Genomic DNA, 14,841 nt, shown 5'->3' with positions numbered 1-14,841 from the left:
CATAAACACCCGCTGTCCAGGCCCCGGGGGGAACTTCACCCTGCTCTGCCAACGACTCCATGACCCGCGCTACATCCATCGCATCCCCACCCCCTGCCTGAAATCGAACAGCCAGAAGGCTACACCGGCCTCTCACGACCCCGGCTTGACCGCTTAGCCCCGTGAGGTGTCTACCGCCTCGCCTCGACTCGGGCGCGGGCCGAGGAGCCAGCGAAGGCTGGCTGACCGTTGAAGGCTCCAACGTGATGGACCTCCGCCCTTCTCGCGGAGGTCCATCAAACGCTGTGCCAAGGAACATCCGGCGTGAGCATCTCGTGGATGCAGCGGCGCAGCCCGCTGTTGGAGTCGACCGGTCCGAGCCACGGCACCCGCTGGAACAGGTCGCTGCATTGGTCGGTAGTCAGGTCGGTCAGGAGGGCTCGGAGCTCGTCGGGGACGGGGTTGCCGACCAGGCACAGCCAGGCGAGGCCGGCTCCAATGCGGATCTCGGGCGATCGGCCGGGATCCGACCACAGCTCCCGGGCCCACACCGGAGCGTGTTCATCCTGGTGTTCGCGTGCGAGCTGGGCGATCGCCAGGATCAAGCTCACACGGACCACCGGATCGTCTTCTACCGCCAGCCTGCGGTGCAGGGTTGAGGAGACGCGCGGGATCTCGCTGGTCGCCGCCGCCAGGACAAAGGCGGTCGCGGAGCGGACATCGGGATCGGGGTCGGGGAGAAGAGGGAACAGGAGGTGCAGGTCGTCCGTGATGGCATCGCGAGCAGCCTGAATCGTCCAGTTCGTCGGACACATCGTGGTGCCCTCCGCCTCCAGCGGATCCTCGGCGACTTGGAGAAGGCCTTCGCGTGTTCCGTCCCCGAAGTGCTGGCATCGTCCGATCTCGGCGACCAGGCGAAGGGTGCTCGCCCGGAGCCCGGGAACCCCGGTAGTCGCGATCCGGAGCAGGAATGGCAATGCCAGTGCTCCCACCGCGATCGTGCTGCCCTGGTGGTGGAGGTTTTCCCACAGTTCCCCCAAGGCCCGGCCAGCGGCTTCGGCATCTCCGGAGGCGAGCGTCGCGAGGCGACCGGGTACCTCCTCGCCCGGGCCGTAGAAGTGCGGAAACCGCTGCCAAGGGATCTCGTCGTACTTGAACCCGTCCTTGACCTCCCGCGGGATCGCGCCCATGACCGTCCGCATGTCGGCATCCGTACCTGCCCACGGCTCGGGCCACCTGGCCCAGCGATCATCGTCCATGGTTTGGCCTTCCGGTCCACCGACACCATCCGAACCCCGGGAGTCTAACGACCGGTGATCAAGAGCGCGGTCCGCCGCAGGCGGCCAGCTCCTCCCGCTCGGCGGTGGTGAGCATGTCGTCGCGTTCGCCGGCGTCGGCCTCGGCCTGGCGGATCCAGTTACGCAGGGCCTCGTGATGCACCCCGAGCTCCTCGGCCATGCGGCGGATCACGGGCTTCGGCTCGGCGGTCCGGTACATCCGGACCGCACGCTCACGCAACTCCAGCGGGTACTTCCTCGGCGCAGGCATCGTCTGGGCTCCTCTCATGACACCCATCTGACTCTCTGTCACCCATCCCCGCATCTCGGGGGAACCTCACTCTCTTACGCAAGCGAGTCCTGTTGGCTCACTGATCGATGTCAGATGCGCGCTGTAACTTCCTCACATGGGTGTGTACCTGGTGAGCGTCGGCGCGGAGGAATGGTTCGGTGAGGAGGAAGATGGATGGGGCGAAGTTGCTTCAGCTCTCAACGCTGAACTCAGGCGGCGGGGCCTGCCGCCCTACGAGGACGTACCCCCGGAGACGGACTTCGCCGCTGGCTCAGGGCAAGCCTTCGAGGAGAAGCTGACCCCTTCCATGACCGGGTTCCTCGCCTTGTGCGAGACGCACCTGTCACAAGAGGAGTCAGAGATCCTTTGCGGCTGGACCGTACTCGTACCCTTCTCGCTCGATGAGGAGATCTGGTTGCCCATCGACTCCGGCTACCACGATTCCGAGTCGACCATGGTTGTCGGTGCTCCCCAGGTGCTACCGCTCGCGGAGAAGCTGGCGGCAGCCATCGAATTGCCGCCCGAAACCCCGGCGACATGCGACAACCTCGACGTGAGCATGTGGTTCAGGGAGCAAGCAAAGGAACTGGCCACTACTCGAACAGGACTGTGGGTGACGGACCTGGACGCAGCCTTCTACGTCGCACTGTTCCTGCGCGCTGCCCAGCACTCGATCCGGCGTGGCTGCCCCATCGTCTGCACCTGAGACCCATCTTCGGTCCCGCTGGTCTCCCAGCGGATATCACTCACCGTGCACCCGTCACGGAAAGCGAGCCAGAACCACTACTCGTGAATAAAGCCACAGGGGCGTACGGCGAAGGCCCCCTGACCATCCCCCACTCCCGTGGTGCACAAGGGCATCGCCGCGGACCTCGCCGTCCTCGACCGGGACCTGTTCGCCCCGGACACGGACGTGGCCGGCACCTGTTCGGTGCTCACTCCGGTCGCGGGAGAGGCGGTCCACACGGAGTGAACCCGGCCGACGGCGTCCGGGACCGTTCCGGTCGCCGTCGGGGAGCCCGGTCCGGCCGGTGAGGGCCGGTGGGAACAGGTGCGATGGCCTACCGCATAATCCTCGGGTGTCCGAGAGCCCGGTTCCCATACCGTCGGGGTCCGTCCCCGCAGACATTCCCAACTGGCAGTCCGTCGACGCCGCGGCGTGGCGGAAGGCCGGCCTGACGCCGTGGACGAGGCCGTTGTGGTCCGTCCTGGCACTGCTCGTCCCCCTGGTCGTGGCGATCGGCGCTGATCCGGAACCGGTGTGCAGCGATGCGGTTCCGTGCGGTCCGGACTGGGCCGGCATGGTGCAGGCGGGCTTGGCCGTGGGCCTGCTGTACTGGCTCGCCCGGCTTCCCGAACTCACCCTCGTCACCGCGCCGGTCCTGGCGGTCCTCGTGGCGTGGGAGCAGTTCCCCGCCCCCGGAGAGGTGTCCCGAGCCGCGAACATGGCGGTGATCGCGGTCCTCGCGCTCGGCTGTGCCGCGGCCTGGGCGCGGTTGGCCGCCCGGCGTGAGCAGCGGCGACTCGTGGAGCGGGCCGCCGCCGGGATACGGCACCGGTTGCCCGAGCCCGTCGGCCCGTTGTGGCGGGGGACGATCCCCCTCGCAGTCGGTGCCATGCTGTGCGTCGTGGCCGCCGGCGCGGTCTGCCTGGGCCTGAGCGGTGTGCGCGAGGACGAGCGCCATGCCGCTGGGGCGGAGCGCATCGCGGCCGAGGTGATCAGCCGGAACGACGTGTCGGTCCGTGTCCGCACCGACGACGCGCGGCGCATCACCGTCGACGCGGCGTTCCCCGAGGACTACGCCGTCGGGACCACGGTGACGGTGCTGGAGGACGGACGGTAGCGGCGCCTGGCCGCCGAGCCGTACGACGCTTTCGGCTGGCAACTGCTGGCGCTGGCCGCCGGGCTGCCGGGCATCTCGCTGCTCACGACGGGCGTCCTGGCACGCCGCCGCAGTGCGACGCTGCGCTGGGGACCGGTGCCGGCTCTGCGGGTGCTGGAGCGCGTCGATCTCAACGGACGGACCTGGGTCTACGCCGCCGACGACGCCTCTGGCAGCACCTCCCTCTTCAGCTGTCTTCTCGTGCAGGTGCTGCCCGACGAGGACCAGCCCGATGAGGGGGAGGGGGAGTACGACGAGGAGGACTGGGAGGGCGAGGACGCCCCGGTCTTCGACACGCGGCTGCACGAGGCGGTCATGTTCGGCGCCCCGTACGAAGGCGGCGAGCTGGTCTTCCTCACGGTCGACGGTGATGGGAACCCGGTGGTGACGCGCACCAGGGGGCCGGTCCGGTTGCCCAGGAGGGGCCCTGGCCCCCTGGCGCACGCCCCGAACCTCGACGCGATCGAGGAACCCGCCGGCGCCAAGCCGCTGCCGGACGACCGTGTGGCAGAGGTGGCCGCGACCCTGACACCCACCGGCCGGCCGATGCGCTGGGGACCTGGCAAGGCGGCCAGGGCCGGCGGGCTGGCCTTCACGGCGTGCGCAGTGGTGGGGACCGAGTTCGTCACCGACACGCTGCTGGCGGACGGGTTCGGCTGGCACGTCCTCGGCTTCTTCGGACTGTTCATGCTGCTCAATCTGGCGGCCACTCTGCTCAACTGGCGGGTCACCGCGGACAGCGCGGGGCTGTGGCTGACCGGAGCCTGGAAGGTGCGGCATGTGCCGTGGGAACGGCTGCGGGGGGCCGCCTACACCGGTGAGGGCACGGTCGAGATCCGAGTGCGCGACCAGGACACCTGGGAGCTGCCCGGCATCGGCTGGCCCTGGGCGGAACGCCGACTGGGACTGCGCCCGCCGTACAAGCGGCTGACCGACGAGATCAACGCGCTGCACACCCGTCCGGAGCTGCGCCCCATCGAGCAGAGTCCACCGCGCAACCACGGCCTGCCACTGGGTCCCGTCCTCGCTGTGCTGTTGGCTCTGACCGTACTGCTGTCGTTCCTCGGGTGAGTGCCGCCCGAGCGCGGCGGCAGGCGGGTGAGATCACTCTTGAGGCTCTGGTGGAGGCAATCGTCGGGCTCGACGCCGACCATGCCGACCTGTGCGACGAGATCGGCCATGGGGAGCGGATCATCGAGGAGGCCGAGGCCGAGGGCGTGAAGCTGTGGAGGCCGGACGACTTCATGGCCGGTGACCTCGTGCGCTCAGGCAGCCGTCTACTGGAGGTCCTGCGAGTCAACAAGAAGACGGTCACCGTGCCCGGCGGCCCCGAGGCAGGGCCGATCACCTCTCAGGCCAACCGGAAGTACTCGTTCAACGGAAAGCTCCCGTACGACAAGGTCACCGGCCGCGTGAGCGCCGAGAAGACGCGGGCACTGCTGGCGGAGGCGGAGAAGAAGGCGCAGCCGGGCGGAACCGCCGCCGCGAGCGGACAGGACCAGCGCGACGCCTGAGCGCGCCGGTCCCATGCACGCGGCCCTGTATCCGCCGCCCGGACCTGGATCAACCAGCGTCTCGACCAGGAGTGGACCCCGCTCGACCTCCTCGCCGCAACGTCGGTCCTCCTGACCCGCCGAGGACACCCGGCGGCCCTTCACGCGCCCCGGACTGCTTCTTGGGAGCGGGCCAGCTGCCGCAGCTCGACTGGCACCGAGGGGACGGTCTCCCAGTAGGGGTGCCACCACAGCCGTTCGGAACCGGGCGAAGCCCCGGTCCGCGCAGGCCGGCAGGGCCGGGGAGGGAACGCCGTAGGCGGGTGGCTGGAGGCCGCGGCCCTACGGGGCCGGCGCGGTGGTGTTGGTGTGTGCGCGCATGCGGCCCCGCCTCTCAGGCTGGTGGTCCGTCGGTGACTTCGACGCCACGCAGCGTCGGGGACGGCCTTCAACGAAGTTGCGGAGAATTGCGGAGGTTCACTCCAGGGCGTCGATCGCGGCCTGGATGAGCGTGCGGGCGGCGTCGTCGTAGACAGCCATCTCCGCGAGTCCGGTGAACGCTTTCGCGCAGTCGGCGAGTTCGCGCGGCTGCTTGACCTTGATCTCCGCCGTCAGGGTCTCCACCACGGCCTGGGTGTCGTCGTGGAGGTAGAACGCTTCCAGCGGCCACACGGTGCGCTGCACGGCGTCGACCTTCTGGATGCGGGTGGTCTTCGCGGGGTGCCGGCCGCACCGGGCGGAGAGTTCCTTCCCGGTGAGGCCGGCGTCCTTGCGCAGGTGCTGCAACCGCACAGCGAGCGCACCGCCGGACTGATGGGTCATGGGTCAAGGGCATCCACACCCCCGCTTCCCATTTACTTGCCCCACCAGGTATCTTGCATCGCATGGAACCAGGTGATTCGACCAAGCAGGCCCGGGCGGCCGCCCAGCTGCGCAAGGGTGTCTTGGAGTACTGCGTACTCGCCCTGATGCGGGACCGCCCCCGCTACGGCGTGGAACTCCTCCATGCCTTGCAGGACTCCGGTGCCCTGGCCACCAGCCAGGGCACGGTCTACCCGCTGCTCTCCCGGCTCCGCCGCGACGACCTGGTCACCACTACCTGGCAGGAGTCCGCCTCCGGACCACCGCGTCGCTACTACGCGCTCACCGACAGCGGCCGGGCCGCGCTTGACGAGTTCACCCGCATCTGGCCCGGCTTCCGCAACGCCGTCGACGCCTTCCTGACCACCCCGCACCCCTTTACCGGAGACCTCGCATGAAGACCTCTGCCGACCTTGTACGCGACTACCTCTCCGCCGTCGAGCGCGAGGCCTCCGCGCTCCCCGCCGACCGTCGCCAGGAACTCCTCGCCGACCTCGCCGAACACATCGAGGTGACGCGCGCCGAACGCCCCGATGCCGCGATCGGCGAGGTCCTGGCGGAGCTGGGAGACCCCCGCACGATCGCGGCGACGGCGCTGACCGAGGCGGAAAACGGGGCCGCCGGGGCCCCGGCCCGGGGCGGTGCAACCCCCCGGCGCGGCAAGGTGCACCCCCTGGCCCCGCTCCTGATGCTCACCCTCTCGATGCCCTTCATGATGGTCTTCCCCGCCGCCCCAGGCCAGCTCTTCGGCGTCCTGTTCCGCGTAATCGGCGCGGTACTTCTCTGCACCTCAGTGCACTGGACCGCCGTCCAGAAGACCACCGGCGTACTGCTCGCCGCCGTCCTGCCGAGTGTCATCATCGCCGCCTGGAACCTGTCCAGCGGCGGCCCGGCGGCCGGTACACCGGCCCTCCTGGCCAACCTGGCGATGCTCGCCCTGATGGCCGGCACGGCAGCATGGCTCTGGCGGGTCCGCCGCGCCTGAGCGCGGCCGCCGGCACAGCAAGGTCAACAACTCCACGCACATCCGCGTCGGCCGGCTGGTACGTGTGCATGGCGCTGGCTCCGGACAGCATCGCGCTGCCACTGGAGTGGTGAACCCGGCATGCGCGGTCAGGCCGCGTGGCCGTAGCCGTCCGCGCCGGACGCGCGCGTGATCATGACGACCCGTCGCGCTGCGCGTCCACACGCTTCCCCGAAACCCTCACTCCGTGGGCGAGGTGATCGGATGCGCCCAGCTCATGGGCCTCGGCCCGCTTCGTAGGCGGTTGTACCAGGTGCCGCCGGCTCCGGACATGGTCGGGCGGGACCGGCACTGCGTCCCGCCGCCTGACGGCGGCGGGACGCACGCCCGAGCCCCGTTTCCCGACAGTTCACACTGGCGGGGCCCTCCCTGCTCGGCGGACCTCGGTGGGTTCCGGTGAAGCGGCCTACTGGTACTGCGTGGTGACGCTCACGCCGCTGAAGTCCTGCTGTCCGGCGTCGAGGCTGAAGTAGACCCAGCCGGACGGCGGGTTGTCGATGGTCAGCGTCTCGTTGTTGCCGGCGTTGGTGGACTTCGCCTGGTACGAGGTGGTGGTGGCCCAGCTGGTGCCGTTGTAGTAGAGGTCGGCGTTGCCAGTGCCGCCGGTGCTGGTGATGGTCAGCTGCTGGACGCCGGCCGGCAGGTACAGGAAGTGGTTACTGTGGTCGCCGGTGGTGGCGGCGAGGTCGTCCCGGCGGCAGTTCTTGTCGAATTGGCGCGTGTCTGCGTTGGTGCAGAGCGGGGTGGACCGGGCCTCCGGCAGAGGGCCGCAGTCGTCGGTCGCGCAGGTGGTCGTCAGCCAGGTGGCGAAGCCGGCGTCGTAGCTGGTGCCGATGGTCTGCTTCAGGAAGGTGCGGGCACCGTTCCAGTCACCGGTGCGGTACTTGCCGAGCACGGTCTCGATGTCCGCGGGGTGCGCCTGCAGCATGTAGCGGACCGCCAGGAAGCCCCACCGGTAGACCCGCGTCGAGTTGACGTCGGAGTCCTCGTCCTGGCCGTAGACGGTGTCGAACAACTCGCTGAGCTTGTAGGTCTTCTTACCGGCCTCGGCAATCGCGCCGGCGTTGCGCTCCTGGCGGTAGCCGTACGAGATGTTCTCGGCGATGCCCTCGACCCACCAGATGGTCGGCGTGGTCTGGCTGGCGTCGAAGTCGCCGTCCATGTTGTAGCGGCCGTCGAGGTAGTGGGTGTACTCGTGGTTGAGGTTCCAGATCTCGAACTTGGGGCGCAGCCAGGACGCCTCGTGGGCGATGAAGCGGGCCTGGTTGCCCGGCTTGGTCGGGTCGCCCTCCTCGTACATGCCGCCGTTGTCGACGTCGATGTCGTAGATGGCCCAGGCGTACAGCGAGTACTGGGTGTAGTCGTCGAAGGCGACGACCTCCAGGTTGGTGTTCACGTCACCGGGGATCGCGCCCTTGTCGCCGATCACGCGGTGGAAGTAGACGTCCTGGTTGATCAGGCTGGTGCAGGTGTTGGCCAGCTGCCCGGGGGACATGTCCTGGGCGCGGATCTTCAGGCCCGGGCTGCAGGTGTGCTGGATCGGCAGGATCACCGGGAGCACGCGGCTGCCCAGGTCGCAGATGCCGTAGGCCGCGCAGTTGCCCTTGTCGTACTGACGTGTGGCCCAGCCCAGGTTCATGGTGATCGGGGCGGTGGGGCCGACGTTCGGGTAGCGGTTGATCAGGTCCTTCAGCAGCGGCCGGACCCGGTCCTTGAGCTCGGGAACGTCGAGGGCGTAACCGAGGAAGCGGCCGACGTTGCTGACGACGTCCAAGCGGTTCAGCTGCGTGTCGTTGCGGGTGATGAAGTCGGCCCAGGTGTTGAGGATCGCAGGGTCGGCCTTGAGCGCGGCCCGCCAGCCCCGGCCGTCGTTCTTGGCATCGAAGCCGTTCTCGACGACGCGCTCGGCGTTCTCGAGCGAGAGGGTCATCCGGCTCGGCCAGGTGGCGTCGTAGTTGGCGAGCAGCCACTTGACGACGCCGGCGTACCGGCCGGCCTCGTGGGTGCTGTCGATCAGCGTGACGACCTCGTTGAGCGTGTCGCCGTTGGCGTCGGTGACGTCCTTGCTGCGCGGGGCGGCGAAGAAGGCGTCCAGCGCGCCGCGGGCCGAGGTCTGCAGCGCCGTGCCGTAGTCACCGACGACGTCCTGGTGGTTGTCCTGCACGTAGTAGCCGGCGCGCAGGAACATCACCAAGTGGCCCACGGAGGTGCTGTTGTCGCCCGGGTAGGTGGCGGAGGCGTCGCGCAGCGCGTTGGCGACGGTCACCATCTGGGGCTCGCGGAACGTCTTCCCGGCGTCGGTGCCGGTGAGGTTGAACAGCGGGTAGGTGCAAGTGACCTCGGGGAGGGCCTTGAGCTGCTGGATCAGCGCACTGCCCGTGGCGTTGATCACTCCGGACAGGTCGCCGCATTCGTTCCGGGCGGCGGCCGACCGCTTGCCGGCCTTGACGGGCTCGGCGGTCGGGGCGGCCGCCGGGGCGGACTCTTCGGTGGAGTCCTGCGAGGAGATCTTGAAACGGGAGCCGTCGGTCGTGGCGTCGGGCGACTTGGGGACCGGGATCGACCGCGGCGCCGAAGCCACGGGTCCGGCAGCGTTGGCGCCGACCTGGGGCACGGCGCCGACGGGGGTGGCCTGGCTCTGCGGCGTGAGCAGGCCGAACGCGATGAAGAGAGCGGCGCCGAGCGCAGGGAGCCTGAGCGCGTTGGCCGTTGATATCCAGGAGGGGCGCATCTGTTGGGGCCTCCGGGGCCGTCGTGGCCGCACGTTGAGCATACGGCCATTGATGTGTGACATGTAACATTGCACATGTCGCATCGCGCGGGAAGATTCCGGACCGGATTGCCGTCCAGCATCTTTGCGTTCGGCCCCCGATGAACGGCGCGGAACTTCTCTCCGCCGCACTGCCCCGCACGGCCGACAGTGTCGAGGAGAGGATGACCCGGCTCCTGGACGGCTGACCGGCTGTTGGGCAGCGGCGCGGCCCGGCCGGGCCCGGCGCCACGGTGCGGACCGGACGCCGCAGGGCACGGGGACCGAGTTCCATGTCATTTCCCGGGTACTGCCGGCAGCACCCCGCATCGTCCGTCGAGGGACGATGCCGGGTGCTGCGCAACGTGACATTGTATACTGCACTAACAAATCGCTGAAAGGGAACGCATGAGTGGGCTGAAGTCCCGCAAACTCCTCTCCGTGCAGGAGCACCTGCGCGACCGGGTGGCCAACGCCCTGCGCGCTGCGCTGATCTCGGGAGACCTGCAGCCCGGCGTGATCTACTCGGCGCCCACGCTGGCCGCCGAATACGGCGTCTCCGCCACGCCCGTGCGCGAAGCCATGCTGGATCTCGCCCGCGAGGGCCTGGTCGAGGCGGTGCGCAACAAGGGGTTCCGCGTCACCGAACTCTCCGACCGCGATTTGGACGAGTACACCGAGATCCGCTCACTCATCGAGATCCCCACCATCGGCCGCGTGACTCGGTCCGCCTCACGCGAGCAACTGGAGGCGCTGAGGCCGATGGCCGAGGAGATCGTGGCCGCCGCAGACCGGGGCGACCTGATCGCCTACCTGGAGTCGGACCACAGCTTCCATCTCGGCCTGCTCGCCCTCGCGGGGAACGCCCGCCTCCTCGAGACGGTGGCCGACCTGCGCAAGCGCTCCCGGCTCTACGGGCTCGCCGACCTGTCCCAGGAAGGGGCGCTGGCGGGGTCGGCGCGGGAGCACACAGCACTTCTGGACATCATGATCGCCGGGGATGCGGAGGGCGCCGAGGAGCACATGCGCCACCATCTCGCGCATGTGCGGACCCTGTGGGCGGCGCGGAAGCGGGAAGCCGAGCGCCCGGCCCGCACGCGCGGCTCCCGCTGACGCCGAGGCTCATCCGGCACGACCGGGGGTACTGCCCCGGACCCGGCACCGACGGGCCGGAGGGGTCAGGTCCGCTCCCCCGGAGCTCCCCCCTTCCGCCGGTAGGCCGCGACGGCGACCACCAGGTCCTGCCAGGCCATCCCGCATGTCTTCACGACCAGCGGGCGGTCGGCCGGGGCGACGGCCCGCGAGCCGATCAGGTCCGCCATGGTCACCAGGGAGCCCGGGGCAAGCGAGCCCTCGCGCATCGCCATCACGACGTCGCCCGCCTCGCGGAGGGCGGTCTCCCGGCTCTCCACGATGACCGTGGCGCGACCCATCAGCGCGCTGTCGATTTCCCGCGCGGTCGGTTCGTGCGAGCCGACCGCCAGCACCACCGCGCCGTCGCGCACCAGACGCCCGTCGACCACCGGTTCACGGGCGGATGTCGCAGTGACGACGACATCCGCGCGACGTACCAGAGCCGCCGTTTCCGCGCCGTCCACCGACGTATGCCGGTCCGCCCATCCGGGGACGGGGCCCCCGCGCCGGGTGACGGCCGTGACGTCGGCCACCGGAACGTGGGCCCGGACGGTGGCGACGTGCCCCTCCCCCTGGGGGCCCGCGCCGAAGACCACCAGACGCAGTCCTCCGCCGGCGTCTGCGAGCCCGCACAGCCGGTCCAGGCAGGCCGCGACCGAGACGGCGGGGGTCCGCAGGGTCGTCAGCGCCACCCCGTCCAGGATCGCCACCGGGGTCAGGGTCGCGCTGTCGTGCAGCAGATAGGTGGCGTTGATCCGCCGCAGCCCGCGCGCGGCGTTGCCGGGCGCGACGGTGGCGATCTTCACACCGAACCAGCCACCGGATTCCGAGGGCATGAGCAGTCCCTGACCGTGGACCAGCGGAATGACCGCGCGCGGCACGTCGCCGTCCGGGTCGAGCCCCCTGGCCAGCGCTTGCCGGACTGCGGCGACGGCGCCGACCGGGCCGAGCGCGAACACGTCCTCCTCGTCGAGCATTGTCGTCATCGCAGCACGAAGCCCGGCAGGAGGGTGTCGTCGGGGTCGACGGTGAAGCGGCAGGTCCCGGTGGCGTACGCCGTGCCCGTCACGGCCGGGACGACCGCGGGGAGGCCGTGGGCGTTGGTCAGGTGGGCGATCCGGGCGCGGAAGACGGATCCCACCACTGACTCGTGCCGCAGTTCGTCACCGGGGTGCAGTTGTCTGGCGTCGGCGAGCAGCGCGACCCGCGCGGCGGTGCCCGAGCCGCACGGGGAGCGGTCGACCTCACCGTCCGCGAACACCGTGACGTTGCGGTGGTGCAACCGCCGGGTGCCGTCGGGCCGTCGGGCCGGTGCGGCAGCCTCTTCGGTGAACACCGTCCCGTAGACGCCGGACAGCCGGGGATCCTGCGGGTGTTCGGCGGCGCCGGCGGCGTTGAGCGCGTCGCGGATCTCGCGGCCCGCCGCGATGAGCTGGGGGATGTCTTCCGGCCGGACCCGCAGCCCGAACCGCTCCACCGGAAGCACGGCGTACATGGCGCCGCCGAAGGCGATGTCGACGGCGACGGTTCCGCGCGAGGTTGCCACCTCGACGCCGCGCGCGTGGACGTAGCCGGGGACGTTGATGAATGTCACGTCCGCGACCCGGCCGCCGACGGTGCGCACGCTCGCCGTGACACGGCCGGAGGGTACGTCGATCACGACGTCCGTCGTTCCGTCGGCGGACGCCGGGACCAGGCCCGAGGCGACCGCCCAGGCGCCGAGGGCGATCGTGCCGTGGCCGCAGGCTGTGGAGAAGCCGTCCTTGTGCCAGAAGAGGGCGCCGAGGTGGGCGCCGGCGTCGTCCGGCGGCACCAGGAAGGCCCCGTACATGTCGGCGTGGCCGCGCGGTTCGCTGCACAGCAGGGCCCGCGTCCACTGGACTTCGTCGCTGGCCATCGCGGCCGTGCGCCGCTCGGCGACGCTGAGCCCGGCCCCGGTCACGGCTGGCGGGGCCTGCGGCACGATCCGGAACGGTTCGCCCCCGGTGTGCCAGTCCACCGTTTCGATCGGCACGGTGCTCAGCAGCCCGCGCGCCACCGCCGTCTCCGGCCTCTCCGGCGTCTCCGCCCTCCCGTGCCCGTCCGAAGTGTCAGCCGCCTTCGGTTTTTCCCGTGTCACCCGCATCACGCTCCCTGATGTCTCGATATGCCGTGGGCCGGTCCGCCAGGCGGCGTCCGGACAGGTGGGCGCGATGGGCCGGACGCCGCACGGGCGGCCGGCCCATCGCGCGACTGCTCAAACGGTTCACACAGTGAACCCCGCCGGGTAGGGGTCCGTGGGATCGAGCAGGTACTGCGCGGTCCCGGTGATCCAGGCGCGGCCGGTGACGGAAGGCAGTACGGCGGGCCGGCCGCCGACCGTGGTCTCTGCCAGGATCCGGCCGGTGAAGCGGGAGCCGATGAGGGACTCGTTGACGAAGTCCCGCCCGGTCGGCAGGAGCCCCCGCGCGTGCAGTTGGGCCATCCGGGCGCTGGTTCCCGTCCCGCAGGGCGAGCGGTCGAACCACCCGGGGTGGATCGCCATGGCGTGCCGCGAGTGCTCGGCGGTCGAGCCGGGCGCCTCCAGATAGACGTGGTGACAAACGTCTATGGAGGGATCCTCCGGATGCGCCACCGGGTTCTGCGTGTTGATCGCCTCCATGACGGCCAGGCCCGCGTCGAGCAGCCGATGCTTCTCCTCCCGATCGAAGGGGATGCCGAGGTCCTCGGTGCGCACGATGGCGTAGAAGTTGCCGCCGTAGGCGATGTCGTAGCGGACCGGGCCGAAGCCCTCGACCTCGACGACCTGGTCCAGCCCGTGACTGTAGGACGCGACGTTCTCCAGGGTGACCGACTCGGCGCGGCCGTCCCGCACAACGACCCGTGCCGTGACCAGCCCGGCAGGCGTGTCCAGGCGGATGAGGGTCTCCGGCTCGACCGCCTCGACCATGCCCGTCTCCACGAGAACCGTCGCCACGCCGATCGTGCCGTGCCCGCACATGGGCAGGCAGCCGGAGACCTCGATGTACAGGACGCCGAAGTCGGCGTCGGGCCGGGTCGGGGGCTGGAGTATCGCTCCGGACATGGCCGCGTGCCCGCGCGGCTCGCACATGAGCAGGGTGCGCAGCCGGTCACGTTGCTCGACGAACAGCTGCCGCCGCTCGGCCATCGTCGCGCCCGGCAGGACGCCGACCCCGCCCGTGATAACCCGGGTCGGCATCCCCTCGGTGTGCGAGTCGACGGCGTGGTAACAGGCGACCGAACGCATGTCAGTTCACCCCGGCGTCGATGAGGGCCTGGGTGGCGGCACGTACGAGGGCTTCGGTCTCCGGGCCCAGCGCCTGCCGGGGCGGACGGCAGGAGCCGCCGGTCCGGCCGATCATGTCCTGGCCGAGCTTGATGGCCTGTACGAACTCGGTGTTGCTGTCCCAGCGCAGCACGGAATGAAGCTGGCGGTAGAGGGGGAGCGCGGTGTCGAGATCGCCTGCCAACGAGGCGTTGTAGAGGGCGAGGCAGGCGCGCGGGAAGATCTGGGGGTAGCCCGCGACCCAGCCCTTGGCGCCGGCGAGACCGACCTCCAGGAGGGTGTCGTCGGTGCCGATCAGGAGGTCGAGCCCGGGGGCGAGCTCACTGATGGCATAGCACCGCCGGACGTCGCCGGAGAACTCCTTCACGCCCACGATGAAACCCTCGGCATGCAGCTTGGCCAGCAGCTCCGGGCGCAGGTCGACCTTGGTGTCGATGGGATTGTTGTAGGCGGTGACGGGAAGTCCGGCCGAGGCCACCATCCGGTAGTGCTCGAGAACAGCGCGGTGGTCAGCTCTGTAGGCGTTGGGCGGCAGGCACATGACGGCCTGGCAGCCGGCGTCCTTGGCGAACTGCGCGTGCCGCTTCGCCTCGACCGCGCCGTAGGCTCCGACGCCCGGCATGACGGTGAAGCCCTCGGGGGCGTTCGCGACGGCGGTCTCCACGACGCGGTCGCGTTCCTCGTAGGTCAGGGTCTGGTACTCGCCCAGCGAGCCGTTCGGGGCGACGCCGTGCAGGCCCTGTTCGGCGAGCCAGGCGACGTTGTCCCCGTAGGCGCCGTGGTCGACGGCGAGGTCGTGGTCGAACGGGAGGCTGGTCGCGACGATGACGCCGTGCCAGGGCATGCGGTTCTGGGTCATTTGA

The 14,841-nt window shown here is 70.1% G+C and carries 16 protein-coding genes; 8 read left to right on the top strand and 8 right to left on the bottom strand.

Translation table 11 applies throughout. The annotated features are described in order from the left end of the window. Positions 1–275: 275 nt before the first annotated feature. Both OG936_RS38890 and OG936_RS38885 read right to left on the bottom strand, forming a co-directional pair. Positions 276–1,238, bottom strand: coding sequence for a hypothetical protein (locus OG936_RS38890; protein ID WP_331755328.1), 963 nt, complete (start codon positions 1,236–1,238; stop codon positions 276–278). Positions 1,239–1,296: 58 nt separating this feature from the next. Next, a complete protein-coding gene (locus tag OG936_RS38885) occupies positions 1,297–1,527 on the bottom strand; it encodes a transposase (RefSeq protein ID WP_331755327.1) in 231 nt (76 codons plus the stop codon). A 136-nt stretch (positions 1,528–1,663) separates the two neighbouring features. Here OG936_RS38885 and OG936_RS38880 point away from each other — a divergent pair, with 136 nt between their 5' ends. The 5 genes from OG936_RS38880 to OG936_RS38860 all read left to right on the top strand — a co-directional run bounded on the left by OG936_RS38880 (position 1,664) and on the right by OG936_RS38860 (position 4,945). Next, positions 1,664–2,254: a hypothetical protein gene (locus OG936_RS38880; protein ID WP_331755326.1), complete on the top strand. Its 591-nt coding sequence runs from the start codon at positions 1,664–1,666 to the stop codon at positions 2,252–2,254. 138 nt (positions 2,255–2,392) lie between these two features. Continuing rightward, positions 2,393–2,521 carry a hypothetical protein gene (locus OG936_RS38875; RefSeq protein WP_331755325.1) on the top strand — a complete coding sequence of 43 codons (129 nt, stop codon included), beginning with the start codon at positions 2,393–2,395 and terminating at the stop codon, positions 2,519–2,521. A gap of 106 nt (positions 2,522–2,627) precedes the next feature. Next, complete coding sequence (locus OG936_RS38870) at positions 2,628–3,392, top strand: hypothetical protein (RefSeq protein WP_331755324.1); 765 nt, start codon at positions 2,628–2,630, stop codon at positions 3,390–3,392. Positions 3,393–3,527: 135 nt separating this feature from the next. Then, on the top strand, positions 3,528–4,502 hold the full coding sequence (locus OG936_RS38865) for a hypothetical protein (protein WP_331755323.1): 975 nt from the start codon (positions 3,528–3,530) through the stop codon (positions 4,500–4,502). Then, a complete protein-coding gene (locus OG936_RS38860; protein WP_331755322.1) occupies positions 4,499–4,945 on the top strand; it encodes a hypothetical protein in 447 nt (148 codons plus the stop codon). The genes OG936_RS38865 and OG936_RS38860 overlap by 4 nt, the downstream gene beginning before the upstream one ends. A gap of 456 nt (positions 4,946–5,401) precedes the next feature. Here the strand turns inward: OG936_RS38860 and OG936_RS38855 are convergent, their stop codons facing one another. Then, positions 5,402–5,746, bottom strand: a complete 345-nt coding sequence (locus OG936_RS38855) for a hypothetical protein (protein WP_331755321.1) — start codon at positions 5,744–5,746, stop codon at positions 5,402–5,404. 62 nt (positions 5,747–5,808) lie between these two features. Between OG936_RS38855 and OG936_RS38850 the strand changes: the two genes are divergently transcribed. Further along, positions 5,809–6,183 carry a PadR family transcriptional regulator gene (locus OG936_RS38850; protein ID WP_331755320.1) on the top strand — a complete coding sequence of 125 codons (375 nt, stop codon included), beginning with the start codon at positions 5,809–5,811 and terminating at the stop codon, positions 6,181–6,183. After that, the gene (locus OG936_RS38845; RefSeq protein ID WP_331755319.1) at positions 6,180–6,770 is read left to right on the top strand and encodes an HAAS signaling domain-containing protein; all 591 of its coding nucleotides are present in this window, start codon (positions 6,180–6,182) and stop codon (positions 6,768–6,770) included. The genes OG936_RS38850 and OG936_RS38845 overlap by 4 nt, the downstream gene beginning before the upstream one ends. Positions 6,771–7,215: 445 nt before the next feature. Here the strand turns inward: OG936_RS38845 and OG936_RS38840 are convergent, their stop codons facing one another. Next, positions 7,216–9,540, bottom strand: coding sequence for a collagenase (locus tag OG936_RS38840; protein WP_331755318.1), 2,325 nt, complete (start codon positions 9,538–9,540; stop codon positions 7,216–7,218). Positions 9,541–9,966: 426 nt separating this feature from the next. Here OG936_RS38840 and OG936_RS38835 point away from each other — a divergent pair, with 426 nt between their 5' ends. Further along, a complete protein-coding gene (locus tag OG936_RS38835; RefSeq protein WP_331755317.1) occupies positions 9,967–10,671 on the top strand; it encodes a GntR family transcriptional regulator in 705 nt (234 codons plus the stop codon). 65 nt (positions 10,672–10,736) lie between these two features. Here OG936_RS38835 and OG936_RS38830 read toward each other — a convergent pair whose 3' ends face one another. The 4 genes from OG936_RS38830 to OG936_RS38815 all read right to left on the bottom strand — a co-directional run bounded on the left by OG936_RS38830 (position 10,737) and on the right by OG936_RS38815 (position 14,837). After that, positions 10,737–11,678, bottom strand: a complete 942-nt coding sequence (locus tag OG936_RS38830) for an ornithine cyclodeaminase family protein (RefSeq protein WP_331755316.1) — start codon at positions 11,676–11,678, stop codon at positions 10,737–10,739. Next, on the bottom strand, positions 11,675–12,730 hold the full coding sequence (locus tag OG936_RS38825) for a proline racemase family protein (RefSeq protein ID WP_406500886.1): 1,056 nt from the start codon (positions 12,728–12,730) through the stop codon (positions 11,675–11,677). The genes OG936_RS38830 and OG936_RS38825 overlap by 4 nt, the downstream gene beginning before the upstream one ends. 207 nt (positions 12,731–12,937) lie before the next feature. After that, positions 12,938–13,939, bottom strand: a complete 1,002-nt coding sequence (locus OG936_RS38820; protein WP_331755315.1) for a proline racemase family protein — start codon at positions 13,937–13,939, stop codon at positions 12,938–12,940. Between the two features lies 1 nt (position 13,940). Next, a complete protein-coding gene (locus OG936_RS38815) occupies positions 13,941–14,837 on the bottom strand; it encodes a dihydrodipicolinate synthase family protein (protein WP_331755314.1) in 897 nt (298 codons plus the stop codon). Between the last annotated feature and the right edge of the window lie 4 nt (positions 14,838–14,841).

This window comes from Streptomyces sp. NBC_00846 (assembly GCF_045207325.1).
GTDB lineage: Bacteria > Actinomycetota > Actinomycetes > Streptomycetales > Streptomycetaceae > Streptomyces.
Note: the sequence above shows the minus strand (reverse complement) of the source record. Positions and strands in the feature narration are given on the sequence as shown.

Coding starts and splice junctions, on each gene's coding strand:
- OG936_RS38885 (WP_331755327.1), bottom strand. CDS start 1,527: ATGCCTGCGCCGAGGAAGTACCCGCTGGAGTTGCGTGAGCGTGCGGTC.
- OG936_RS38835 (WP_331755317.1), top strand. CDS start 9,967: ATGAGTGGGCTGAAGTCCCGCAAACTCCTCTCCGTGCAGGAGCACCTG.
- OG936_RS38890 (WP_331755328.1), bottom strand. CDS start 1,238: ATGGACGATGATCGCTGGGCCAGGTGGCCCGAGCCGTGGGCAGGTACG.
- OG936_RS38880 (WP_331755326.1), top strand. CDS start 1,664: ATGGGTGTGTACCTGGTGAGCGTCGGCGCGGAGGAATGGTTCGGTGAG.
- OG936_RS38850 (WP_331755320.1), top strand. CDS start 5,809: ATGGAACCAGGTGATTCGACCAAGCAGGCCCGGGCGGCCGCCCAGCTG.
- OG936_RS38820 (WP_331755315.1), bottom strand. CDS start 13,939: ATGCGTTCGGTCGCCTGTTACCACGCCGTCGACTCGCACACCGAGGGG.
- OG936_RS38855 (WP_331755321.1), bottom strand. CDS start 5,746: ATGACCCATCAGTCCGGCGGTGCGCTCGCTGTGCGGTTGCAGCACCTG.
- OG936_RS38840 (WP_331755318.1), bottom strand. CDS start 9,540: ATGCGCCCCTCCTGGATATCAACGGCCAACGCGCTCAGGCTCCCTGCG.
- OG936_RS38845 (WP_331755319.1), top strand. CDS start 6,180: ATGAAGACCTCTGCCGACCTTGTACGCGACTACCTCTCCGCCGTCGAG.
- OG936_RS38830 (WP_331755316.1), bottom strand. CDS start 11,678: ATGACGACAATGCTCGACGAGGAGGACGTGTTCGCGCTCGGCCCGGTC.
- OG936_RS38815 (WP_331755314.1), bottom strand. CDS start 14,837: ATGACCCAGAACCGCATGCCCTGGCACGGCGTCATCGTCGCGACCAGC.